This is a genomic window from Janthinobacterium sp. P210005 (genome assembly GCF_036231865.1).
GTDB lineage: Bacteria > Pseudomonadota > Gammaproteobacteria > Burkholderiales > Burkholderiaceae_D > Janthinobacterium > Janthinobacterium kumbetense.
Window position 1 is genome coordinate 412369 of sequence record NZ_JAZARC010000004.1, and the last position, 25171, is coordinate 437539.

Genomic DNA, 25171 nt, shown 5'->3' on the forward strand with positions numbered 1-25171 from the left:
ATTTCCGGAACCGCGTAGTATAGCATGTTGCGTTGCAACGCTATCTAAAAATGCTGGCGGCTCCCGCAGTCGGGGACGGTTTGTTTAAAAAAGCGACACTGTTTAACGAGTGTCGCTGGGTAATATGACGTTGCTGTGACTTATTGATGCGCCGTGGCAATCAAGCGTTCTGGCGCCAGGATGCTGTATTCCTGCAACTGGCCCGTGCCCAGCAGCTTGCTGTCGTGATACACGCGCACCCTGCCCGGCTCGGCTGGCACGGTGACGTCTTCCTTGCCCAGCGCGATGCGCTGGCCGTGCAGGAAACGCTTGGCCAATTCTTCCGTCAACTGGACGGCGGGAAAGCTCGACAATAATGCATCGACGGGCGCCAGCAAGCTCAACGGCGCGGCATGCGCCGTCAACTCGTCGAGCGTGACGACGCCGTCAAGGGTCAGGTTGCCCACGTGGGTGCGGCGCAAGGCGTTCAAATGGCCGCCGCAACCCAAGGCATGGCCGATGTCTTCGCCCAGCACGCGGATATACGTGCCCTTGCTGCACATCACGGACAATTTCAGGAACGGGGCTTCGTAGCCGAGGAACTCAAGCTTGTGGATGGTCACCGGGCGCGCTTCGCGCTCCAGGGTGATGCCGGCCCTTGCATACTCATATAAGGGCTTGCCGTCTCTTTTCAAGGCCGAGTACATGGGCGGCGTCTGCAGGATAGGCCCGCGGAACTGCGCCAGCACGGCTTCGATCTGCTCTTCGGTAACGTTGACGTCGCGCGTTTCCAGCACTTCGCCCTCGGTATCGCCCGTATCCGTCGTCTGCCCCAGGTGCACCAGGGTTTCGTAGGTTTTATCCGCTTCCAGCAAGTCCTGCGAGAATTTCGTCGCCTCGCCAAAGCACAGCGGCAACAGACCCGTGGCGAACGGATCCAGCGTGCCCGTATGGCCCGCCTTCTTCGCGTTCAGCACGCGCTTGGCCTTGATCAGGGCGTCGTTGCTGGACCAGCCGACAGGCTTATCCAGCAGCAAGACGCCATCGACCAGGTCGCGCACCCGCTTGATGCCCGGTGGTTTCTTCGGACCCGCCACTGTTATTGCTCGTCCGTCTCGGGTTTCGCGTCCGGCTCGGCGTCAGCCGCGCGCGTGGCGTTGGCCTTGTCGATCAGCAAGGACATTTCCATGCCGCGCGACGTCGAGCTGTCGTGCACGAAATGCAACATCGGCAAGGTGTGGATGTGCAGGCGCTTGCCCAGCAAGCCACGGATGAAGCCGGCCGCGGCCATCAGGCCTTCGGTGGTGTTCTTGATGGCTTCCTTGCTGTCTTTCAACATCGTGAAAAACACCTTGGCGTGCGCGTAATCGGGCGTGATCTGCACTTCGGTGATGGTGATCATCGTGCCGACGCGCGGGTCCTTCAATTCGTAGGCGACGATTTCTGCCAGATCGCGCTGGATCTGGTCGGCCACGCGCAAGCCGCGCGCTGGCATGGTTTTGCTATGTTTAGCCATGATTTTATGCTGTCCTAAGTGCCGCAGGGCGCATGGGTCAAACGGTTGCCCGTTGACCAATGCGCCCCACGTGTTTGCGCGGACAAAGATATGTCCGCGCCATTACTGCTGTGATTACAGGGTACGAGCGATTTCCTGGACTTCGAACACTTCCAGCGTGTCGCCAACCTGAATGTCGTTGTAGTTCTTCAGCGACAGGCCGCACTCCAGACCGGCGCGAACTTCTTTCGCATCGTCCTTGAAGCGTTTCAGGGAGTCGATCTCGCCGCTCCACACCACGATGTTGTTGCGCAACAGGCGGACGGAAGAAGCACGCTTGACCACGCCATCGGTGACCAGGCAACCGGCAATCGCGCCCACTTTCGAGACCAGGATAACCTGGCGGATCTCGACCTGGCCGATGACCGTTTCGCGTTTCTCTGGTGCCAACATGCCCGACAACGCCGATTTGATCTCGTCGATCGCATCGTAAATGATGTTGTAGTAGCGAATGTCCACGCCATTCGACTCGGCCAGCTTGCGTGCCTGGGCATCAGCACGGGCGTTGAAGCCGATGATGACCGCTTTCGAGGCGACTGCCAGGTTGACGTCCGATTCCGTGATGCCGCCGACGGCAGCGTGGACCACTTGTACGCGCACTTCGGAGGTCGACAGTTTCTGCAGCGAACCGACCAGCGCTTCTTGCGAACCTTGCACGTCGGTTTTGATGATCAGTGGCAAGTTTTTCACCTCGCCTTCGGCCATCTGGTCGAACATGTTTTCCAGTTTCGCAGCTTGCTGTTTCGCCAGTTTCACGTCGCGGAACTTACCTTGACGGAACAGACCGATTTCACGCGCCTTGCGCTCGTCAGCCATGACGACGACTTCTTCACCGGCAACCGGCACTTCCGTCAGACCCTGGATTTCGACCGGAATCGAAGGACCCGCTTCAGCGATGGCTTTGCCGTTCTCGTCCAGCATGGCGCGAACACGGCCATACGAAGAGCCAGCCAGGATCACGTCGCCGCGGCGCAAGGTACCGGACTGCACCAGGATCGTCGCGACAGGACCACGGCCCTTGTCCAGACGCGCCTCGACTACCAGGCCGCGCGCAGGCGCTTCGACCGGTGCCGTCAGTTCCAGCACTTCGGCTTGCAACAGCACTTGTTCCAGCAGGTCGTCGATACCCTGACCCGTTTTGGCCGACACCGGCACGAATGGCGATTCGCCACCGTATTCTTCCGGCACGACTTGTTCGGCGACCAGTTCCTGCGTCACGCGGTCAACGTTGCCGCCTGGTTTGTCGACCTTGTTGATCGCCACCACCAGCGGTACGCCGGCTGCTTTCGCATGGGCAATTGCTTCTTTCGTTTGCGGCATCACGCCATCGTCGGCGGCAACCACCAGAATGACGATGTCGGTTGCCTTGGCGCCACGGGCACGCATGGCGGTAAACGCTTCGTGACCCGGGGTGTCGAGGAAGGTGATCATGCCGCGTGGCGTATCGACGTGGTAAGCGCCGATATGCTGCGTAATGCCACCCGCTTCGCCGGAAGCAACCTTGGCGCGACGAATATAGTCCAGCAGCGAGGTCTTGCCGTGGTCGACGTGACCCATGACGGTGACCACCGGTGCGCGTGGCTTGGTTTCGAAGTGCGCGTGTTCGCCCACATCGGCCAGCAGCGCTTCCGGATCGTCCAGTTCGGCGGCGAACGCCTTGTGGCCCATTTCTTCCACCAAAATCATGGCGGTTTCCTGGTCCAGCACCTGGTTGATCGTGCACATCTGGCCCAATTTCATCAAATGCTTGATGACTTCGGATGCCTTGACGGACATTTTGTGCGCCAATTCGGCCACGGTGATCGTTTCCGGTACGTGCACGTCCTTGACGACGGCTTCCGTAGGCGCCTGGAAGTTCGATTCACGGTCGTCATGGTGCGTCGGGCGACGGCCCTTCGCGCCACCGCGCCAGCTGTCACGGCCGCCTGGGCCGCTGTTGCCGCGTGGCTTGGGACCACCGGTGGTGCCGCGTTTTTTCGCGTCATCGGACCAGGTGGACGACACATTCGCCGACTTGATGGATTTCTTATCTGCAACAGCAGGCTTCTTGTCGCCCGGCTTGTCGCCAGGTTTCTTGTCAGCAGGCTTGTGCAGCGTGCCTTCCGGCGCCTTCGGCTTGACCGGTACCGGTGCAGGCTCAGGAGCCTTGATGGCGCGGCGTGGCGCGTTCATCATGGCCTTGATCTGGGCGACTTCGTCGGCCACGGCCTTGCGTGCACGCTCGGTGGCTTCCGCTTTATCAGCGGCTTCCTTGGCGGCAACAGCAGCGGCGGCGGCTTTCTTCTTCGCTTCTTCAGCGGCAGCAGCTTTTTTCGCTTCGGCGGCGGCGTCGTCAACGACAGGCGCAGCGGCGCTGGCGGCAGGCGCGGCGGCAGCCTTGGCGGCCGCTTTCTTCGCTTCCGCTTCAGCTTCTTTCTTCGCAGCCAATTCAGCCTGTTGCGTGGCTTTCGCCTGGGCTTCTTTTTCCGCGTCGAGCTTGGCCAGACGTTCTTGCTTTTCGCGCAGATCGGCTTCCTGGCGGGCGATCAGTTCAGCCTGTTTACGGGCTTCTTCTTCACGGCGCGCCACGTCGACGGGATCGATCACCGGTGCGGCAGGCGCGACCGGTTCAGCTGCGACCGGCGCAGCTTCGTCACGCTGGACGAAAGTGCGTTTCTTGCGCACTTCCACCTGGATGGTGCGCGATTTGCCGGTGGCGTCAGCTTGCTTGATTTCAGTCGTTTCCTTGCGGGTCACGGTGATTTTCTTCTTTTCTGTGTCAGCCGCTGCGCCGTGTGTGCGGCGCAGATGATCCAAAAGCTTGTCCTTATCATCTTTCGACAATGGATCTGACGTCGAACTTTTCTCGACGCCGGCAGAACGCAGCTGCGTCAGCAGCAAATCTGCAGGCATCTTCAGTTCGGTGGCAAATTGGGCTACGTTGTTACTCGCCATTCAGTCCTCTTTTCTATGTGTCGCGGAGATGATAAAGATACTCAAATTAAGCCTTTGCGGATTCGGCCAGACTCCATGCCTTGGCTTGCAACGCCTTGGCACGATCGTCATATTTCGAGTCAACCAACTTCATCTCATCGTCGGTCACATCTTTAAATTCACTTGTAATCAGTTCACGCGCACGGTCCGCAGACAAGGCCAGGATTGCGCCAAATTCGTCGTATGCCAGTGCTGCAAATGCTTCAACGGTCTTGATACCAGCCAGACCCAGCTTGCCGGCGGTAATGCGGTCCATGCCTTCCAGACCGACCAACGCCTCGTCCATGCCTTCCAGACCCTCTTCCGAAGCAATCGCTTCGGTCACGAGCGCATCACGCGCACGGGTACGGAGTTCATTGACGGTATCTTCGTCAAACGATTCGATTTCCAGCATTTCGGAAATTGGCACGTAAGCGATTTCTTCCAGACTGGCGAAACCTTCTTCCACCAGAATATCGGCCACTTCCTGGTCGACATCGAGCTTTTCCATGAACAGGATGCGCACGGCAGCCGTTTCCTGGGCAGCTTTGTCAGCCGATTCTTCGGCCGTCATGATGTTGATCTTCCAGCCGGTCAGGTCCGAGGCCAGGCGCACGTTCTGGCCGGAACGGCCGATCGCGATTGCCAGGTTTTCTTCGTCCACGACGACATCCATCGCGTGTTTTTCTTCGTCGACCATGATCGACGACACGTTCGCCGGCGCCAGGGCGCCGATGACGAACTGCGCCGGATCTTCCGACCACAGCACGATGTCGACACGTTCGCCGCCGAGTTCGCCGGTCACGGCCTGCACGCGCGAACCGCGCATGCCGACGCAAGTACCGATCGGGTCGATGCGCTTGTCGGCCGTGTAGACGGCGATCTTGGCGCGGACGCCGGCATCGCGGGCTGCGGATTTGATTTCCAGCATGCCTTGCTCGATTTCCGGCACTTCCAGTTCAAACAGCTTCATGATGAAGTCTGGCGCGGTACGCGACAGAATCACTTGCGGGCCGCGCATATTGCGGTCGATGCGCAAGATGAAAGCACGCACGCGGTCGCCGATACGCAGATTCTCTTTCGGGATCATCTGGTCGCGTGGCAGACGCGCTTCGATCTTGCCCGATTCGACGATGGCGTCGCCGCGTTCCATGCGCTTGATGGTGCCGGTGACGAGCGAGTCGCCGCGTTCCAGGAAGTCGACCAGGATCTGTTCGCGCTCGGCGTCACGCACGCGCTGCAGGACGACCTGTTTGGTATCCTGGGCGAAACGGCGGCCGAATTCGACGGATTCGATCGGTTCTTCGATGTGGTCATCGACTTCGATATCCGGAATCTGTTCTTTTGCCTCGAAATGCAGGATCTCCTGATCCGGCAATTGCAGGCCCGCTTCATCGGGCACCACGTGCCAGCGGCGGAACGATTCGAATTCGCCCGTTTCGCGGTCGATCGAAACGCGGATGTCTACCTCACCCTCATACCGTTTCTTCGTGGCTTGCGCCAACGCGAATTCGAGGGCGCCGAAGACGACATCTTTATCGACGTTTTTTTCGCGCGCCAGCGCGTCAACCAATAATAAAACTTCGCGGCTCATGCTTTGCGTCCCTTAAAAACCACCTGCGGCACCAAGCGTGCCTTATCCACATCCGCGAGCGTAAACTCCAACATCGCCGGACCATCCTTACCTTCAAATTCCAACGACAATTTATCGCCCACGGGTTCTTGCAAGATCCCCTGGAACGATTTCCGGTTGTTCGTACCCGGCATCGCCACCATCAGCTTGACGATGATTTCCTGACCTGCGAAACGGACAAAGTCTTCCAGCTTGCGCACCGGACGATCCAGACCCGGGGAAGAAATCTCGAGGCGCTCGTAAGGAACGTTCTCTACCGTCAACACATGCGATAACTGGTGACTCACCGTGGCACAGTCTTCGACCGTGATCGGACCTTTTTCAGCGGCATCGGCGGCGCTGAAATCAATAAAGACGCGCAGCAGTCCGCGCTCGGCACGTTCGACATCAACGAGCTCATAGCCCAGACCTGTAACTGTCTTTTCAATTAATCCCAACTGCTGCAAGAAATTCTCCAGAAATAAGGCCCGTTTTCGGCATGACAGCGCCACATCGGGCGCCTACAACATGCAAAAACACGCATTCAAGTCATATATGGCCCCTTGCGGAGCCATTACAAACGGTTCAACAAAAAAAAAATGGGCATCTGCCCATCTTCTTGTATTTCCCCAACCAGATGAAAGCACTCCCCACCAAACAACCCTGCGGAGAACTTTTATTAGGCTGCAGATTATAACCTCTTATTAACTTCGCCGCAATGCCGCACACGCGGAGCGGCCCGGCTTACAACAGTTACAAGAGCGCGCACCCGCGGCAGATCGGCGGGCGCGCAAGAAGAAACTCTTCCCGATTAACCTTTGCTGCGGCGGCGCGGCATGCCATCCATGCCGCCACGATCCATGCCGCCACGCGGCTGGCCACCGGAACGTTGCCCACCGGCACCACCACCCGTATTGCGGCGCGGACCCGTGTTGGCGAAGCCGAAGGCCGTTTGCAGCGGATCGGGCTGGCGCGGACCGCGCTGCGGCGCGCGGCCTTCGCCACCTGGACGGCCTTGACCCTGGCCTGCCGCACGCGGCGGACGACCCTGGCCTTGCGGCGCGCCTTCGAACGATGCCGACGAGCGGGGCTGACCACCCTGGAACGGACCTTGCGGCTGACCACGGCCAGGACCACGCGCGTCGCCTGGACGGCCGGCGCCGCCTGGGCGACCCTGGCCTTGCGGACGAGCAAACTGGCCTTGCGGCTGGCCACGGCGCGGCGCGACCGGGAAAGGATCGGCGTTGCGGTTGCTCACATCGATGCGGTTGCCATTCGGCTCGTCATCGCGGCTCGCCTTGCGCGCTTCGCGGCCCTTGGCGGCGCCAGCGGCGCGGGGGTCGCCCGATGCTGGCATTTTCTTTTCGATGCCGTAGGCCGTCAACAGGTCACGCACGGTGTTTTCATCCATCTCTTCCCAGCGGCCGCGCTTCAGGCCGCTCGGCAGGGTCATGGCGCCGTAGCGGGTACGGATCAGGCGCGAAACGGTCAGGCCGATGGCTTCGAACATGCGGCGCACTTCGCGGTTACGGCCTTCGCCGATCACCACACGGTACCACTTGTTGATGCCTTCGCCGCCGCCATCGGCGATCTTCGAGAACTGCGCCAGGCCGTCTTCCAGCTCGACGCCGGCCAGCAGTTTCTGGCGCATGCCCTCTTCCAGCTCGCCCAGGGTACGCACGGCGTACTCGCGGTCGATGCCGTAGCGCGGGTGCATCAGGCGGTTGGCCAGGTCACCGGAGGTGGTAAACAGCAGCAAGCCTTCCGTGTTGAAGTCGAGACGGCCAACGGCCAGCCACTTGCCGGCTTTCATGGTCGGCAAGCGGTCGAATACGGATGGACGGCCGTCCGGGTCATTATGGCTGACGATTTCGCCGGCCGGCTTGTGGTAGACCAATACGCGTGGCGGCTTCTTGCTGACGCGACGCTGGATCAACTTGCCATTGATGCGCACGTGATCGCTCGGCAGGATGCGCTGGCCGATGTGGGCTGGCTCGCCATTGACGGATACGCGCCCCGAAATGATCAGGTCTTCCATGTCGCGGCGCGAACCGAGACCGGCTTCGGCCAGCACCTTGTGCAGCTTCGGCGCATCGTCGTCGGACGTCAGGTCGCGGCGCACGACGGCTTTCTGTACGCGGCCCGTGCCGCCTTCTTCGCTGTCGAACGCGTCGGAGGTGACGAACGAGAAGACAGCATCAGCGTCGCTGAGCTTGCCCGGCGCAGCCTGGCGGCCCTTGCCCTTCTTGCGGCTCTTGCCGGCATTCTTGCCGGCGCCCGGCACGTCGTTGCGCGGACCGCGCGGCAGGCGCGGGCCGGAGACGAGGTTGCCTTCGGCATCGAACACATCGGCGACAGGCGCGGCAGCTTGCTCGGCGGCAGGGGCGACTTCGGCTGCCTGCGGCGCTTCGGCGCGCGGCGGCTGGCGCAGCGCGCGCTCCGCCTGCACGCCACGCATTTGGCGCGGACCGCGCGTCGGGCGCGCGTCGGCCGGCTTGTCGGCGACGGCTTCCGGCGCCGTTTCAGCGACGGCGGCAGCGGCCTTGGCGGCGGCGCGGGCGCGCGGCGGACGCGGTGCCGGGGCGGCAACCGCCTCGGCAGCCGCTTCGGCGGCGTCGGCCACAGCCTTCAGGGCTGGCTTGGCGCGGGTTTTCTTGGCGGCTGGCGCCGCTTCAGCAGCGGCGACGACGACGGGCGCATCGGCAGCCACGTCGGCTTTCGTGCGGCGCTTCGGCTTGGCAGCGGCGGTGTCGCCTGCAGCGGCGGCAGCGGCCGTATCGGCTTCGATCTGAGCCTTGGTGCGGCGCTTGGGCTTGGCAACGATGGCTTCGTCGCTGGCGGTTACTGTCTCGGGTGTGTTCGGATTATTCATTCTTCGTTTCTTGGCTGTGCTGACCTGGCGCAGCGTCAACCGTTAGTTCTGGCGCAGGGTCGTGAGTGTAGGCTTCGTCCGTGGGCGAAGCATCGGGGCCGGCATCAAGGCTTGCTGTCACATCTACATCTGTCACAGCCGTATTGCTACCTGCACCAAGCTGGGGGACAAGCTCATTGCTTGCCTTGTCAAAATTCTCTTGCAGGGCCGCTTCCAGGGCTTCCAGCCCATTGCCCTGCATTTCACTGATTTGCTGCAACGGCGGCAGCTGGGACAGCGAATGCAAACCCAGGTCGTCCAAAAACTGCTTGGTGGTGGCCAGCAAGGCCGGCCGTCCCACCACATCGCGGTAACCGATGGCATCGACCCAGCCACGGTCTTCCAGCATCTTGATCGTCTGCGAATTGACGGCAACGCCGCGAATCTCCTCGATATCGCCGCGCGTCACCGGCTGGCGGTAGGCGATGATGGCCAGGGTTTCCAGGGTCGCCCGCGAATACTTGGGCGGCCGCTCGGGCGTCAGGCGATCGAGATACATCTTCATTTCCGGGCGGCTTTGAAAGCGCCAGCCCGAAGCGAGACTGACGATCTCGATGCCGCGCCCTTCCCACTCATCGCGCAACTCTTCCAGCAATTGCTTGATCGTGTCGGCACCGACGCCGACGCCACGCACGCGACCATTCTCGTCCGCATCGACGAACAGCTTCTTCAAGCTGTGGATCGTCAGCGATTCACGAGCGCACAGCAACGCGGTTTCGAGGACTTTTTTAGCCTCAATTGTATTCATAGCAATTCTGTGCGGATGTGTGTTGCAATTCGTATGCAGAGAAAGAAATCAAAAACGTTCATTTCAACGTAACAGAGGGCAGACATCGATGATGACGCCGTGCTGGGTTACTAGTTGAGGCTGTTTTTCCGACTGAGGCTGTTTTTCCGACGCCTTGGCCGATGCGCGCAAAGCGGGACTAAAGCGGATGCAGTGAAAGTCCTGCCATCCATGGTGCTGGCCTTAAATAACCAGCAATGAAACGAACTCCGGAGCAGCTGCTTTTCCCGTGGCGACGATGCAGCCAGACGGGAAAGCGACAGTCGTCGTTTCATCCAACGATGCCAATTGTACCTGATAAAAAGCGGAAAAGCGCAAAACCGGGTAAAACACGCGTTTTACCCGGCTCTGGCGCGACATCCCGCCCGCTGCCCGCATCACAGGGAGGCGAGTTTCTCCGAGAGAATGGCCGATGCGCCCAGGAAAGCTGGGTACTGCGCCGTGATGACGAAGGTCGGCACTTGCGAGACATAATTGGCGAAGCGGCCCTTGCGCTCGAAGCGGGCGCGGAAGCCGGAGCGGTCGAAACGCGCGCCCAGGCGCGGCACGATGCCGCCGCCGATATAAATGCCGCCCAGCGCGCCCAGGGTGACGGCGACGTTGCCCGCCACGGTGCCCAGCATGCAGCAGAACGCTTCGATGACGTCGTCGCACAGCTGGGATTCGCCAGCCAGCGCGCGGCGCGTGATTTCCGCCGCCTGCAAGTCTTCCGCCGGCACGCCCGCGCGGTCGGCCAGGGCGCGGTAGATCAATTCCAGGCCATCGCCGGAAATCAGGCGCTCGGCCGAGACATGCTCGTATTCGCGCCAGGCAAATTGCAGAATGCTCACTTCCGTTTCATTGAACGGCGCGAAGCTGACGTGGCCGCCTTCGCTTTGCAGGGCGATCCAGCCGCCATGCGAAGGAATCAGGCCCGATACGCCCAGGCCCGTGCCGGCGCCGATCAGGCCGATGGCCGTGTTCGGACGGGCCGTGCCCGCGCCCACCTGGTGCTTTTGCTCGTTGGACAACTGCGGCAAGGCGCGCGCCAGGGCCGTGAAATCGTTGACCACGTCCAGCGTCGTGAAACCGCACTCTTCGCGCATGGCGCGGATCGAGAACGACCAGTGGTGGTTCGTCATGCTGAGGAAATCGCCGTCGACGGGATTGGCGATGGCGATCACGGCATGGCGCACGGCTTGCCCGCCGGCCGCGGCGATGTGCGGCAGGGCCAGGTAGGCTTGCAGGGCGGCGGACAGGCTCGGGTAATCGGCACAGGGCAACACTTCCACCAGGGTGATGTGGCCGGCGGCCACTTCCAGGGCGAAACGGGCATTGGTGCCGCCCACGTCGGCCAGCAGGCGCGGTCCATCGGCGAAGGCGGAAGTCGGCAGTACGGGAGAAGACGAAGCGCTCATGATTTTAAATGATGAAGTGGGACGCATGGGACGCCAAGCTTAAAGGATGAATGCGCCCGGAGGCAAGTAAAGTTTGTAGTTTAAGTACATCAAAACAAGCCTTTATTGGTAGTTCCACTCCAAATGCAACAGGCAGCGCCAAAATTGCTTAGAAACAATGATTTATAGTAAGTACTTGCACTCGTCAGGCACGCGAAAAGCATGCTGCACAGCAGCAGGAAGCACCTTGAAAACAGAGTATGCCGGAGTTTGCGCAAAGCCGCTTGGTACGCGGCGGCGCTGGTGCGGCGCTGCCTTCCTGGGCGCGCCGCAAAGGTGTTTTCGTATTATTACTACCGGTTTTTACTGCGGGTTTTATTGCCAGCCTGGCGTGCCGGCGGCAACCCGGATCAGGAGGGCAAGCCTTCGCCCAGCAGGCTGGCGGGCGCCGGCTGGTCCGAGCGGTAGGCGGCGTTCCACGCATCGAGGCCGCCATGCAGGGGCTTGGCCCGGTGGAAGCCGTGCTGGTGCAGCAGCTTGGCCACTTGCGCGGCCGTCACGTCGTTGGGGCAGCTGCAATACACGATGATGTGGCGATCCTTGTCCATGGCGATCATGGCGGGCACCGGTTCCTTGCCATTGAAGAACAAAGCGCCCGGCACGGCCGGTTCCAGCGCCTGCGCCGTGGCGCTGCGCGCGTCGACCATCAGCGGCTCTTCGCCCTGCTCTATGAGTTCAAGCAATTCATCGATGCCGATGCGCTCGATCTGCAAGGCCTGGCGGAAACGCCGGCGTTCGAGGAATTTGTACAGCAGGAACAAGCCCAGCAAGGTGGCCAGCATCAGCAAGGCCGTGCTGCCCATGGTGCTGAGCAAGTCGAGCACCTGCTGCACGCTGGCATGGAAAATCACGCCGACGACGATGCCCGTGCCCGTCCACAGCAAGGCGCCCAGGCCCGCGTACAGGAAGAACAAACCCGGCGGCGTGCCCAGCGCGCCCGACATGGGCGCGGCCACGGTATTGAATCCCGGCACGAACTTGGAGACGATCAGGGCCTTCGGGCCCCAGCGCTTGAATTTGTCTTCCGTCTGGCTGACGCAGTAATCGGGCGACAGCGAGATACGGCACAGCAGCCGCAGGATGCGCTTGCCGAAATGGCGGCCCGCGCGGAACCACGTGAAGTCGCTGATCAGGCAGGCGCTGAGCGCGGCGGCCAGCACCAGCCCCCCATTCATGTCGCCATCGACGGCCAGCGCCCCCGCCACCACGAGGATGGGAAAGGCGGGAATCGGCAGGCCGAGCTGCTCCACCAGCACGATGCCAAAGACAATCAGGACACCGTAATGTTCGAGCAGGTAAATGAGGTTGGGCATGGCCGCTATCTTACCGTAAAAGCGTGTTTATATTTGCACGCCCTTCGGTATGGCGCTTAGTAACGTGCGCGTGTACGGATGCACGGGATTGCGGTACAGCTCATCCGAATCGGCCAGTTCCACCACTTGCCCCTTGTGCATCACCATCACCTGGTCGGCGATGTATTTGACGACGGACAAATCGTGCGAGATGAAGATGTACGACAATCCGAATTCATCCTGCAAATCCTGCAGCAAGTTCAATACCTGCGCCTGCACCGACACGTCCAGCGCCGACACGGATTCGTCGCAGACGAGAATTTCCGGCTGCATCGTCAGGCAGCGGGCAATGGCGATGCGCTGGCGTTGTCCGCCGGAAAACTCGTGCGGATAGCGGTGGAAAGCCTGCTCCGGCAAGCCCACTTTATCGAGCAGCCAGTAGGCCTTGGCGATGCGTTCCTGGTCCGTCGCGCCGATCTTGTGGATGCGCATGGGTTCCAGCAGGATCTGCCCTACCGTGAAGCGCGGGTTCAGCGAGGCATATGGATTCTGGAAGATGATCTGGATGCGGCGTTTATACGGCAAATACTCCTTGTTCGGCATGGCGATCAGATCCTTGCCGTGGAACATGGCCGTGCCGCCCGTCGCTTGGTGCAGGCGCAGCAGGGTCAAGCCCACCGTCGTCTTGCCGGAACCGGACTCGCCCACCACGCCCAGCGTTTTTCCGCGTGGCAAAGTGAACGACACGTCCTTGACGGCCTGGAATTCGCGCTTGCCGAACAAGCCTACACGCGTATAAAAGCTTTTGCTCAGATTATTCACCACCAGCACGGGCTCGTCGCCCGGCGTGTAGCCGCGCGTGCGCTGCTTCACCTCGATGCCGGGGCCCGCCTTGCCATCCATATAATCGGCGATGACGGGCAGGCGCCAAGGGCGCTCGTCCAGGGACGGACGGCAATGCAGCAGCGCCTTGGTATAACTGTCTTGCGGCGCTTCAAACACTTGCCGCACGTCCCCCGTCTCGCGCACTTCGCCGTGGCGCATGACGATCACCTGGTCGGCGATCTCTCCCACCAGGCCCAGGTCATGGGTAATGAAGAGCACGGACATCTGGTGTTTCTTTTGCAGCGCCGCGATGAGGTCCATGATCTGCTTCTGGATCGTCACGTCCAGCGCCGTCGTCGGCTCGTCCGCGATCAAGAGCTTCGGTTCGCAGGCGATGGCCATGGCGATCATCACGCGCTGCTGCTGGCCGCCCGACATCTGGCTCGGGTAGGCGTCGATTTTCGTGGCAGGGTCGGGTATGCCCACTTCCTCGAGCAATTCCAGGGTGCGCGCCCGCGCCTGCTTGCGGTTCATGCCCATGTGCTGGCGCAACACTTCGGCGATCTGGAACCCGACCGTGAAGACGGGGTTCAGGGACGACATCGGTTCCTGGAAGATCATCGAGATATCCTTGCCGCACATGGTGCGCCGCTCGGCGATCGACAGTTGCAGCAAGTCGCGCCCGCCGAAGTGGATGCTGGAAGCGGGATCGATGATGGTGTTATCCGGCGGCAACAAGCCCATCACGGCCAGGGAGCTGACGGACTTGCCGCTGCCCGATTCGCCCACCAGCGCGACGGTGCTGTTACGCGGCACGTTGAACGAGATGCCCTTGACGGCTTCGAACGTGGTCTTCTTGTCCAGGCGGAAGGTGACGCGCAGGTCGCGCACTTCCAACAGGTTATTCTGGTCCATGAGCAACTCCTATTTCACTTTGGGGTCGAGCGCATCGCGCAAGGCATCGGTAAACAGCGAGAACGCCGTCACCAGCACGGCCATCGCCGTGGCGGCGGCTGTCAGCTGCCACCATTTGCCCAGGATCAGTTCATTTTGTGCCTCGTTGAGCATGCTGCCCCACGAGACGGTGCCCACCGGCACGCCAAAGCCGAGGAAACTCAGGATCACTTCCGCCTTGATGAAGCCCACCACGAGGATGGACATCTGCACCAGCGCCACGTGGCTGACGTTGGGGAAGATGTGCGAGAACATCTTGCGCCAGTGCGAGGCGCCGATGGCGTCGGCCGCCATCACGTATTCGCGCGCCTTGTGCTTGATGTATTCGGCGCGGATCAAGCGGTACGGCCCCGTCCAGCCCGTCAACCCCAGGATCAGCACGATGGTCAGCACGCCCTTCTGTTGCAGCACCGCCGCCACCGTCAAGATCATCAGGATCGAAGGAATCGACGTGAAGATGCTGTAGAACCAGTTGAAGAAGTCATCGACGATGCCGCCGAAGTAGCCGGACACGGCGCCAAAGATGGTGCCCAGCACGACGGCCAGCAAGGCGGCCACCAGGCCCACGACGATCGACGTCTCGCCGCCCTTGACGGTTTTCTGCAGGATGTCGTGGCCCCACTTGTCGGCGCCGAACGGCAAGGTTGCCGCCTTGTGCGTGACGAGTTTCTTGGCCTTGCCCATGCCGGCGCGCAAGGCCGTCAAGTCGTCGGCCAGCGGGTCCGCGACGCCGTACATTTCCACGCCAGCCGATGGGTTGCTGCCCATCTGGGCGCGCAGTTCGGCGATATCATCGGCCAGCGGGTCGAGCACGTTGACGGGTGTGGGTGAGCTGCGCTCGTCGGCCAGGGGAATGGCCCCGTCGCCGGCCGCGGCGACATCCTTGTCGGCACCGACAAACGTGGGCGGCGCGTAGCTGACGGCCACTTCGTCTTCCCAGTTCGAAGCGACCAGGCCGCTGGCGGAAGCCAGTACCAGCAGGAAAAAGGCGCCGACCACGGCCAGCGATACCATTGCAATCTTGTCGCCGCGCAAACGGCGCCACGCCAGGGCCCACAGGCCGGGCGATGTATGAGGTTTCGACATCGTCTCTTTCTACTTCAGTTGTACGCGAGGATCGACCGCCTGGTACAGCAGGTCGGTGAGCAGGTTGAAGAGCATGGTGGCGGCGGCGACATACACGGTGATCGCCTTGATCACCGGAAAGTCGCTGCGCTCGACAGCCAAAATCACTTCACGCCCGATGCCGGGGATGCCGAAGAAGCGCTCGAGCAGGAAAGCGCCGATCAGCAGGGCCGGCAAGTTCGACATCACATAGGTAATGATGGGGATGCCGGCATTGCGCAGCACGTGCACCCACATGATGCGGCCTTCCTTCAAGCCCTTGGCGCGCGCCGTGCGCACGTAATCCTGGTTGGCCTCGTCCAGCACGAAGGTGCGGAACAGGCGCAGGGTGGGCGCAATCGACACGGCCAGGCCGATCAGGATGGGCAAGGTGGAATAGCGCAGCAGGTTTTCCCAGAAGCTGTCGCCCCAGCCTTGCACGGGGAACAGGCCCAGCTTGTAGGCAAAGCCGTACTGGAAGACGATGATGTAGACGAGGATGGAAATCGACATGCCCACCGTGCAGGCGATCATGACGGCGCGGTCCGTCAGCGAACCGCGCACAAACGCGATGGCCAGCGCCAGCGCCACGCCAAAAAACGTTTCCAGCACGGTCAGCGGGATCAGCACCATCATCGACGGCCCCAGGCGCGACGTGATGATGTGCGACACGGATTCCCCCGTCGCCCAGCTCTGGCCGAAGTCAAACGTGACGATCTGCTTGATGAAGATCCACAGTTGCACGTAGTACGGCTGGTCGACGCCCAGCTGGCGGCGGATGTTGGCGATGCTTTCCGCACTCGACATCTTGCCGGCCAGGATGTAGGCGGGGTCGCCGCCCACCCAGTTGAACAGGATAAACACCAGCAGGACGACGCCCAGCATGGTAGGCAGCATCTGCCACAAGCGGCGCAGGATATAAGCAAACATAATGATTCCTTGTTGTTATAAGCCGCGCTTATTTTTTAGCGGAATCGGCAACGGGCGCCACTGGCGTGCCCGTGCTGTCGATATCCATGTACGCCCACTCCTGGAACAGGATCGGGTGCTTCTTGTAGCCCTGCACCGACTTTTGCGCCAGCATGTTGCGGTAGCGCGCGTAGCCGATCAAGGCGCCCGCATTGACTTCCAGGCGGCGCGCCATCTTGTGGAACAGCTCGTCGCGCTCGGGGCTGGCCGGCATGGCCTGGCTGGCGGCGTACCATTTATCGTACTCGGGGTCCTGGTAGCAGCCATTGTTGTTCTGGTGCGTGTTCGGGCCGTAGAACAACTGCATGAAGTTGTCGCCGTCCGGATAGTCGGCCAGCCATGGCGCCGTGCGCGTCTGCATCTTGCACTGCTTTTCCGTCTTCAAAATGTCGGAAAAGATCATGCGGTCGTTTTCCATGCGGATGCCCAGCGAGTTGTAGGTCTTGCGCCACATTTCCGCCTGCAGCACGCCATTGGCTTCGTTGCGCGAAGCGTAGCGGATCAGGAGCGGCTTGCCGTCCGGTAAGGTGCGCCAGCCATCGGCGCCCTTCTTGTAGCCGAATTTATCCAGCAATTTATTGGCCAGCACGGGATCGTATTGCAGCAGGCTCTTGTAGTGCGGATCGTAGCCGACGACGCCCGGCGGGATCGGATAGTCGAGACGCTTGGCCTGGCCATTCCAGATGATGCGGATTTCTTCATCGATATTGTGCGCCATGGCAATGGCACGGCGCAGCGCGATCTTTTCCTTGCTGAAGCCGCCGAGGGTGGGGTCTTCCATGTTCCAGTAGTAATAGCTGATCTCCGGGTCCAGCAAGCGCGACAGTTGCACGCCCTTCTCCGCCAGTTCGGGACGCAGCTTGCCGTTCAGCAATGCTTTCGGCGCCAGCGGGCCGTCGAGCCAGAACACGTCCGTGCCGCCGCTCTGGAAGGACAGCCAGCGCGACTGGTCTTCGATCATCACGGAAATTTCGATGCGGTCGATGGCGGGAATGCGCTTGCCCTGCATCTGGCGCACGATGCGCTGGTCGTCCGGATCGTCGCCGGCCATGAAATTCCACGTTTCCGGCAAGTGCTGCGGGTTGCGGTTCAGGACGATGCGGTTGCCGCGCGTCCATTCACCGAGCGTGTAGTAGCCGGTGCCGACGGGATTCGAGCCCACTTCGCCCTTCACGTCGCCGTATTTTTCCACCACTTCGCGCGCCACGGCGGCCGTCGGCACGTAGGCGAGGATCATGGGGAAGTTGAAATCCGTCTTGGTCAGCGTGATGCGCAAGGTGTACGGATCGAGAATTTCCAGGCCGGCCACCTTCTTGTTGAAGTCCAGCTTGTTCGCCTTGGCCGCTTCCTTGGCCAGGTCGTCCAGCCCCACTACCTTGCCTTCGAACAGCCAGCTGTGCGGCGAAGCGAGGCGCGGGTCGAACAATCGTTTCCACGAATACACGTAATCGGCCATCGTCAGTTCGCGGCGCTTGCCGCCAAACGCCGCATCGGGCGTGAACAGGATGCCTTTTTTCAGGCGGATGGTGTAGGTCTTGCCGTCGGCGGACACTTCCGGCATGGCGGCGGCCGCGCCGGGCACCACCTTGACGGGGCGCGCCAGATAATCATAGGTGTACAGGGTGTCGAAGACGGCCTGCGTGATGTGGTTCGAATACAGGTCGCGCGCGGTGGCCGGATCGAAGCCCGTCTCGGCGGCCGGCAAGATATAGCGCAAGGTTTTGACCGGCGCGGCCGCGGCGCTGGGAGCATCGGCGGCAACGGCCGCCAGCGGCAGGGTGGCCAGGCAGGCGAGCAGCGCCACGCGCCGCATCCATGGTGACTTCATGTAATACCCTTCATCTCGATTATCTGTCGCACCGTATTGGTGCGCTTGTACTGGCTTCCCCCTGGGATACAGGATTCCACCGCCAAAACCAGTCCATCCTCGCAAGATCTATGCCTTGTTCATCGCCAGCCCCGTCCGCATGCAGGCGCGCTGGAAAAAGGCGTAACGATAACGCATATTTTGTTCCCCGGGCAAAAAGCCGCAGTGCTGGCGTGACGGGCAGCCACGGCTGCCTGCCGTGCAGGGGAAATCTTCCGCAGCGCAACAAAGACCGGTCGCCACCATGAAAAAACGACTTGGCAGTAACCGTTACGGCCCCGAATGACGACAGTTTTTATGGCAGTACGGAAAATATACGGCGCGGTGCAACATTAAAATAATTGCAAATATTAAAACAAGTCGGCGCCCTGGGCCTGGCCGTGGGCGCGGAACACCGCCGCGACAAGCTCGACAATCCATCGTTGTCGGGCACGGAAGACGGCGCCATCCATTCCAGCTATGTAGCCGCCAAGGGCGACAGCAAGGTGTCGGCCGTGTTCCTGGAAGTGCTGGCGCCCGTGATCAAGACGGTGGAATTGTCCGGCGCCTTGCGTGACGACAAATACGACCGTTTCTCGTCGACCACGCCGAAACTGGGCGCCAGCGACAAGTTATTCCAAGCGTCCGCTCAGGCTGCCACGCACAGCCTGAACATCCGGCAGGCACAAGTCACTATCGCCATGCCATCCACACCAACGCCCGTTGCACTGCAGCGAGCGTTTTTTTATTTTGCGCACGAGGGGGGATCGCAGCCTCGTCAAAAATGCGGCACAAAATGCACCTTCTTTGTTCTAAATCAGTACCTCTGATGCACTGCGTTGTTTAGGCACACAAACCTGTTTGCCACGTTGACAAGGACTTTTGCAGCTCATTACAGTGAATCTCTTGAAAAGATATAAATACTTTTCAATGTTCTCGGTGCGCCAACCAGCGCGGCCGTTCTTGCCCTTCTAGCCAACCGCTTTTCCAGGAGTCTTGAACATGATCAGAGAAACACGCTTGTCCCGTTCCATCCGTTTGATCTGCGCCAGCGGCCTTGCCGCAGGCCTGCTCAGCCAGCAGGTGCTGGCGCAAGAAGTCAGCGATACCAGCAGCATGCAACGCGTCGAAGTCACCGGTTCCTCCATCAAGCGCCTCGTCTCGGAAACGGCGACGCCCTTGTCCATCTTCAAGGCCGAGGATTTTGCCAAACAGGGCTTGACGACGGCCCAGGAAGTGCTCAGCAAGATCCCCTCGAATGCATCGAGCATGGGCAGCGGCAATGCCGTCGGCGGCAATACCAGCGGCTTGCCCACGGGCGGCCAGGCCAGTGCCGACTTGCGCGGCCTGGGCGGCGACAAGACCCTGGTCCTGCTCAACGGCCGGCGCATCGCCAACCATCCGTATGACGGCGCCAGCGTCGACCTGAACATCATTCCCATCGCCGCCCTGGAACGGGTCGAAGTGCTGCGCGACGGCGCCTCGGCCATCTACGGCACGGACGCCATCGGCGGCGTCATCAACTTCATCACGAAGCGCTCCGTCAACGTCACGAATATCACCGCCGAGGTCGTCGCGCCTGAACACAAGGGCGGCGGCGAGCACCGCATCAACCTGTCGACGGGTTTCGGCAAGCTCGACACGGACGGCTACAATATTTTCGGCGTGGTCGACTACCACAAGCAAAATGTGCTCACGTCGCAGGACCGCGATTTTTCCAAGACCGGCATCATTCCCGAGCGGGGCCTGTCGCTCACCAGCGGCACCACCTTTCCCGGCAACTACTTCGATGCGGCGGCCAACGGCGGCAAGGGCCTGGCCGGCAATCCGTACGCGGCCAGCGGCTGTCTGCCGCCGCTGTCGGTGGCGGCCGCCAACGGCACTTGCCGCCAGGATTACACGCGCCAGATCGACGATCTGCCCGCGCAGGAGCAAGTGGCCTTCTTCGGCAAGGGCGCCTTCAAGCTCGGTGGCGGCCACCTGGCCACGGTGGAATATCTGCATTCGGAAAACAAGGTGAAAGCACGCACGGCGCCGCCGCCGCAAACGGGCTTGATCTTGCCAATTAGCAGCAAATATTATCCGGGCAAGGCGGGCGGCGTGCCGGCGCAGCCGGGCTTGTCGGGCCAGCCGCTGAGCGTCAACTGGCGCCCCGTGGAAGCGGGCCAGCGGCAGATCGATTCGGACGGCAAGGCGGACCGCCTGGTGCTGGCTCTCGAAGGCGAACTGGCGGGCTGGGATTACAAGACGGGGCTGAGCCACGCGATCAGCAAATCGTCGGAGAAATTTACGGGTGGCTATGTGCAGGATGCCTCGTTCGCCGCCGGCGTGCTCAATGGCATCCTGAACCCGTTTGGCGTGCAGGATGCGGCCGGCAAGACTTATCTGGACAGCACCGCCCTGCGCGGCGAAGTGCAGAACGCCAAGGTCACCACCACGGGCTTCGACCTCAAGGGCAGCCGCGACCTGATGCAACTGGCCGGCGGCCCGCTGGCGATCGCGCTCGGCGGCGAAGTACGGCGCGAAAAGGCCGACTTCAACGTGAACCGCGACATCGCCGGCCAGGCCACCAGTTCAGGCCTGTCCGGCTCGCTGTCGAAGAGCGGTTCACGCACGATCCAGGCCGTCTTCGGCGAAGTTAACTTGCCGCTGATCAAGGACCTGGAAGTGCAGCTGGCCGCCCGCTTCGACCATTACAGCGACGTGGGCAGCACCACCAATCCGAAGCTGGCCCTGCGCTACCAAGCCAGCAGCGCGCTGGTGCTGCGCGGCTCGGCCAGCACGGGTTTCCGCGCGCCCACGCTGTTTGAAAAGAATGCGCCGCCGTCGAAGAACGATACCAACGATTCCTACGACGACCCGATCCTGTGCCCCGGAGGCGTACCGCAACCGGGCGCCAATCCCTTGCGCGATTGCGACTTGCAGCAATTCAAGCTGCAAGGCGGAAATGAAAAGCTGAAACCGGAAAAATCCACCACCTTCGCCTTTGGCCTGGTGCTCGAACCCATCAAGGAAGTCACCGTCGCCGTCGATTACTGGAACATCCATTTGAAGGACAAGATTTCGTCCCTGCCCGAACAATCGATCTACGGCAACTATGAAAAATACAAGGCCTTGTTCCTGCGCAATCCCGACGGTTCGCCCTACGCCATCCTCGACCTGAACGACAACCTCGGTGAAGTGAAGACCGACGGCATCGACGTCAGCCTGAATGCGCGCCTGGGACGCGGCGCGTATGGCGATTTCAGCGTGTCGGTCGACGGCACCTGGACCCACAAGTATGACTACCAGAACGAGCGCGGCGGCGAATTCATCGCCAACGTGGGCCGCTACGCGGACAACAATCCCGTCTTCCGCTGGAAGCATACGGCGGCGCTGAACTGGCGCATGGGCAACTGGGGCGCCACCGTGTCGCAATCGTTCAAGTCCGGCTACACGGATCAGAACCAGGTGGATCCGCAGTACCGCCACGATGTGCCGTCCTACAGCCTGCTGAACGTGTCGGGCAGCTATGCATGGAAAGGCTTGCTGCTGACGGCCGGCGTGAAAAACCTGTTCGACAAGGAACCACCGTTCTCGAACCAGGGCACCTTGTTCCAGAAAGGCTATGACCCGCGCTACACGGACCCGATCGGGCGCGCCTGGTACTTGCGCGGCAGCTATACGTTTTAAGGGGGAATTGCGGGAAACGAGATCAGACGGGCAGCGCTGGCAGGCATTTGCCAGCGGAACCAAAGACGGCGCCATCAGCGATGATGTGCGCCGTTTTATTTTACGCATCTGAGCAAGTCTGACAAGGGTTCACGATATTTTATTGCTGAAGGATTATAAAAAAAACAGGAAAATGTTGCATTTCGTCCAAAAAGTCCGCACGAAATTGACAATCTGAATCGTGAATGTTTTGATGAGGCCCAAGAAAATTTACAGAATTTTCGTTGGTCAATTTTGAAATAAGCAAATAAATTGTCAGCAAGCAACATGTTATTTCAAAATAAATGCCATCTTTATCACAATAACAAGGAATTTCAGATGATGATAGAAAATGTAATATCGCGGTCGCTGCGCCTGATGTTTGCAGGCGGCATGGCCCTGAGCATGCACGCCGCGTATGCGCAAGAAACAACAGATGGCACCATGCAACGCGTGGAAGTCACGGGTTCGAGCATCAAGCGCATCGCTTCCGAAGCGTCGCTGCCGGTGCAGTCGTTCAACCAGAAAGACATCAAGAAAACCGGCGTTACCACGGTTACCGATTTCATCCAGCAAATTCCTGCAATGCAGGGCTTCTCCGTGGCCGCCGATTCGGTGGGCGGCGGCGGCGGTGGCGTCACCACGGCCTCAATCCACGATATCGGCGCAGCCTACACGCTGGTGCTGCTGAACGGCCGCCGCTTGGCGCCATCGAATTCCGGCACCACCATCGACCTGAATTCGATCCCCCTGTCGGCCATCGAGCGCGTGGAAGTGCTGACGGACGGCGCCTCGGCCCTGTATGGCGCCGACGCCATCGCCGGCGTGGTCAACTTCATCCTGAAAAAAGGCACATCGCCGCTGGAAATCAACGCCAAGTACTCGCGCCCTGAAGAAAAAGGCGGCGCCAGCAATTCGATTTCAATCAGCAAGGGCTTCGGCGATATCGACGAAGACGGCTACAGCATCTTCGTGTCGGCCAGCCATGACGAACAAAAATCGCTGAAAGCATCGCAGCGCAGCTTCGCGAAAAGCGGCATCATCAATTTCAACGATCCGAAGACCGGCAAGGCGCTGCAATTCATCAACGGTTCCTCGCGTTCGTCGGCAGCCAATGCCGCAGCCACCTACAACCGTACCGATGCAAACGGCAATGTGGTGATCAACCCGGAAACCAACAAACCGTTCGTCGATACCGTCAACCTGGCCAATCCGTATGCACTGGCCCATGGCGGCAAGTGCGCGCCTGGCAATATGGACTTCTACGGCGATGGCAACTGCTATTTCGACTCGCCGTCGACCATTGAAATCAATCCCGAATCGAAGCGCGACTCGCTGTTCAGTTCGGGTACCGTCAAGCTGGGCAAGACCGGCTGGCAAGGTTTCTACGACTTCGCCTACACCGAAGCGAGCATCAAGGCCAGCATCGCGCCGTACCCGGCCGATTTCTCCATTTCCCCGAATTCGCCCCTGTTCAGCAAATACATTGCCTCGCAGTTGAGCCCGTCGCAGCTGGCCAATGCCGTGAGCGGCGTCGCCAAGTACCGCCTGTCCGAAATGGGTAACCGCGTGTACGACTACGGCAACAAGGCAACCCACCTCGTCGGTGGCGTGGAAGGCAGTGCATTCGGCTGGGATATCAACACGGCCGTGACGTACTCGAAAAACAAGCAGACGCAGGACTACGTCAGCGGCTTCCCGCTGTCCGACAAGTTCAACGCCCTGCTCGACGCCGGCACTATCGACCCGTTCGCCTACCCCGTGGGCGCCATGCCGGACACCATGCGTCAAGCCCTGCTCGGTACTGGCTTCAGCGGCACCTACAACACGCAAACCGTGGAAATGAAGGGCGTCGACGGCCGCGCTTCGCGCCCTGTGTTCTCGCTGCCGGGCGGCACCGCCATGCTGGGCGTGGGCGCCGACTACCGCAACACCTCGTTCAAGATGCAACAGGCGGATGTCGCCAAGCAGGCGCAAATCCTGTTTGACAATGCGCAAGTCGACAGCGAATACGCACGCGACAACGCTGGCGCCTATGCCGAGCTGATGCTGCCGATTTCGAAAAAACTGGAAGTAACCGGTTCGGTGCGTTATGACCAGATCGGCGCCATCGACGACAAGCTGACGGGCAAGACGGTAGGCAAGAAAGAAAACGCCACCACCTGGAAAATCAGCGGCAAGTATTCCGCGACCAAGAGCCTGATGTTCCGCGCCGCTGCCGGCACCGGCTTCCGCGCCGCCAGCATGCAGGAAATCGCCGGACCGCTGGAAGACTGGGGCGTCACGGGCGGTAACTACCAATGCCCATTGACGGCGGCAAACGGCATGGGCGGTCACCCGCTGGCCAGCTATTGCAGTGGCGTTGGACGCCAGCAATTCGAAGCCTTCCAGGGCGGCAATCCTGAACTGAAGCCGGAAACGTCGAAGCAATGGAGCATCGGTACCGTGTTCGAGCCGATCGACAGCCTGTCGATGTCGTTCGACCTGTGGAACGTGGAAATCCGCGACCAGGTCACGGCCGTCTCCGAAGGCTTGATCTTCAACAATCCAGCCAAGTATGCCAACCTGTTCACCACCAAGCACATCACCTCGACAGGCCTCGACGTGCTGGCCATCAAGCTGCTGCCGATTAACATCGGCAAGGTGGAAAACCGCGGTATCGACTACGACTTCACCCACAAGATGAAGTTGCTGGACGGCCGTCTGACGAGCCGCCTGATGGGTACCTACCTGCTGCGTTCGCGCTACACGACGCCGGGCACCGATGATCAGTGGGAAACCAGCCTGAATCGCTACGGTTCGAACGACAAGGTCAGCTTCCGCAACATCATCCGCGCCACCACCTCGTATGAGACGGCCAAGTTCACGCATACGCTGAGCGCCAGCTACCGCAATGGCTACACGGACAAGGAACAGACGGTCGACGATTGCGCCGTGATCGTCGCCGGCAGCCCTGGCGAATGCTATGGCATCCAGCTGGAAGTGCCGAGCTACACCACCTTCGACTTCCAGACGGCTTACCGTCCTATGAAGAACGTGGAAATCACGGGCGGCATCCTGAACCTGTTCGACCGCAATCCGCCGTTCACCCTGCGCAACACGGGTTCGCATCAAATTGGCTACAACCCATCGTACTCGAGCGCCCTGGGCCGCCAGTTCTACCTGAGCGGTTCCTACAAGTTCTAAGCTGATTGCATCGGCTGAAAACTGAAAAAGCCCGGAAAGCTTAGCTTTCCGGGCTTTTTTTCATGCTGCGCGC

General features: G+C 60.8%; 16 protein-coding genes. 3 read left to right on the forward strand and 13 right to left on the reverse strand.

Annotation, left to right across the window (positions count from 1 at the left end):
• Positions 1–140: 140 nt before the first annotated feature.
• The 13 genes from truB to VPH40_RS18570 all read right to left on the reverse strand — a co-directional run bounded on the left by truB (position 141) and on the right by VPH40_RS18570 (position 18204).
• Entirely contained in the window at positions 141–1076 is a 936-nt protein-coding gene (gene truB, locus VPH40_RS18510; RefSeq protein WP_328574164.1) for a tRNA pseudouridine(55) synthase TruB, read from the reverse strand.
• Between the two features lie 2 nt (positions 1077–1078).
• Positions 1079–1495 carry a 30S ribosome-binding factor RbfA gene (gene rbfA, locus VPH40_RS18515; protein ID WP_099665290.1) on the reverse strand — a complete coding sequence of 139 codons (417 nt, stop codon included), beginning with the start codon at positions 1493–1495 and terminating at the stop codon, positions 1079–1081.
• Between the two features lie 114 nt (positions 1496–1609).
• Complete coding sequence (gene infB, locus VPH40_RS18520; RefSeq protein WP_328574165.1) at positions 1610–4468, reverse strand: translation initiation factor IF-2; 2859 nt, start codon at positions 4466–4468, stop codon at positions 1610–1612.
• A 46-nt stretch (positions 4469–4514) separates the two neighbouring features.
• Positions 4515–6080: a transcription termination factor NusA gene (nusA, locus tag VPH40_RS18525; protein ID WP_077400312.1), complete on the reverse strand. Its 1566-nt coding sequence runs from the start codon at positions 6078–6080 to the stop codon at positions 4515–4517.
• Positions 6077–6565, reverse strand: coding sequence for a ribosome maturation factor RimP (gene rimP, locus VPH40_RS18530; RefSeq protein ID WP_035828693.1), 489 nt, complete (start codon positions 6563–6565; stop codon positions 6077–6079). Before rimP ends, nusA begins: the two co-directional genes overlap by 4 nt.
• Positions 6566–6909: 344 nt before the next feature.
• Positions 6910–8970, reverse strand: coding sequence for a 23S rRNA pseudouridine(2605) synthase RluB (rluB, locus tag VPH40_RS18535; protein ID WP_328574166.1), 2061 nt, complete (start codon positions 8968–8970; stop codon positions 6910–6912).
• On the reverse strand, positions 8963–9757 hold the full coding sequence (scpB, locus tag VPH40_RS18540; protein WP_077400306.1) for an SMC-Scp complex subunit ScpB: 795 nt from the start codon (positions 9755–9757) through the stop codon (positions 8963–8965). The genes rluB and scpB overlap by 8 nt, the downstream gene beginning before the upstream one ends.
• Positions 9758–10173: 416 nt before the next feature.
• Positions 10174–11193, reverse strand: coding sequence for a glucokinase (locus VPH40_RS18545; protein ID WP_328574167.1), 1020 nt, complete (start codon positions 11191–11193; stop codon positions 10174–10176).
• Between the two features lie 389 nt (positions 11194–11582).
• Complete coding sequence (locus VPH40_RS18550) at positions 11583–12545, reverse strand: VTT domain-containing protein (protein ID WP_251349817.1); 963 nt, start codon at positions 12543–12545, stop codon at positions 11583–11585.
• 27 nt (positions 12546–12572) lie between these two features.
• Positions 12573–14264: an ABC transporter ATP-binding protein gene (locus VPH40_RS18555; RefSeq protein WP_328574168.1), complete on the reverse strand. Its 1692-nt coding sequence runs from the start codon at positions 14262–14264 to the stop codon at positions 12573–12575.
• A 9-nt stretch (positions 14265–14273) separates the two neighbouring features.
• Entirely contained in the window at positions 14274–15389 is a 1116-nt protein-coding gene (locus tag VPH40_RS18560; RefSeq protein WP_305054329.1) for an ABC transporter permease, read from the reverse strand.
• Positions 15390–15398: 9 nt separating this feature from the next.
• Entirely contained in the window at positions 15399–16337 is a 939-nt protein-coding gene (locus VPH40_RS18565) for an ABC transporter permease (protein ID WP_034782513.1), read from the reverse strand.
• Positions 16338–16365: 28 nt separating this feature from the next.
• The gene (locus VPH40_RS18570) at positions 16366–18204 is read right to left on the reverse strand and encodes an ABC transporter substrate-binding protein (RefSeq protein WP_328574169.1); all 1839 of its coding nucleotides are present in this window, start codon (positions 18202–18204) and stop codon (positions 16366–16368) included.
• A 380-nt stretch (positions 18205–18584) separates the two neighbouring features.
• On the opposite strand from VPH40_RS18570, the gene VPH40_RS18575 reads away from it, so the two are divergent.
• The 3 genes from VPH40_RS18575 to VPH40_RS18585 all read left to right on the forward strand — a co-directional run bounded on the left by VPH40_RS18575 (position 18585) and on the right by VPH40_RS18585 (position 25098).
• A complete protein-coding gene (locus VPH40_RS18575) occupies positions 18585–19052 on the forward strand; it encodes a hypothetical protein (protein WP_328574170.1) in 468 nt (155 codons plus the stop codon).
• Between the two features lie 172 nt (positions 19053–19224).
• Positions 19225–21894, forward strand: a complete 2670-nt coding sequence (locus VPH40_RS18580; protein WP_099665298.1) for a TonB-dependent receptor — start codon at positions 19225–19227, stop codon at positions 21892–21894.
• A gap of 357 nt (positions 21895–22251) precedes the next feature.
• Positions 22252–25098 (forward strand): TonB-dependent receptor, encoded by a 2847-nt coding sequence (locus VPH40_RS18585; protein WP_305063219.1) that lies wholly within the window; start codon positions 22252–22254, stop codon positions 25096–25098.
• Positions 25099–25171: the final 73 nt, after the last annotated feature.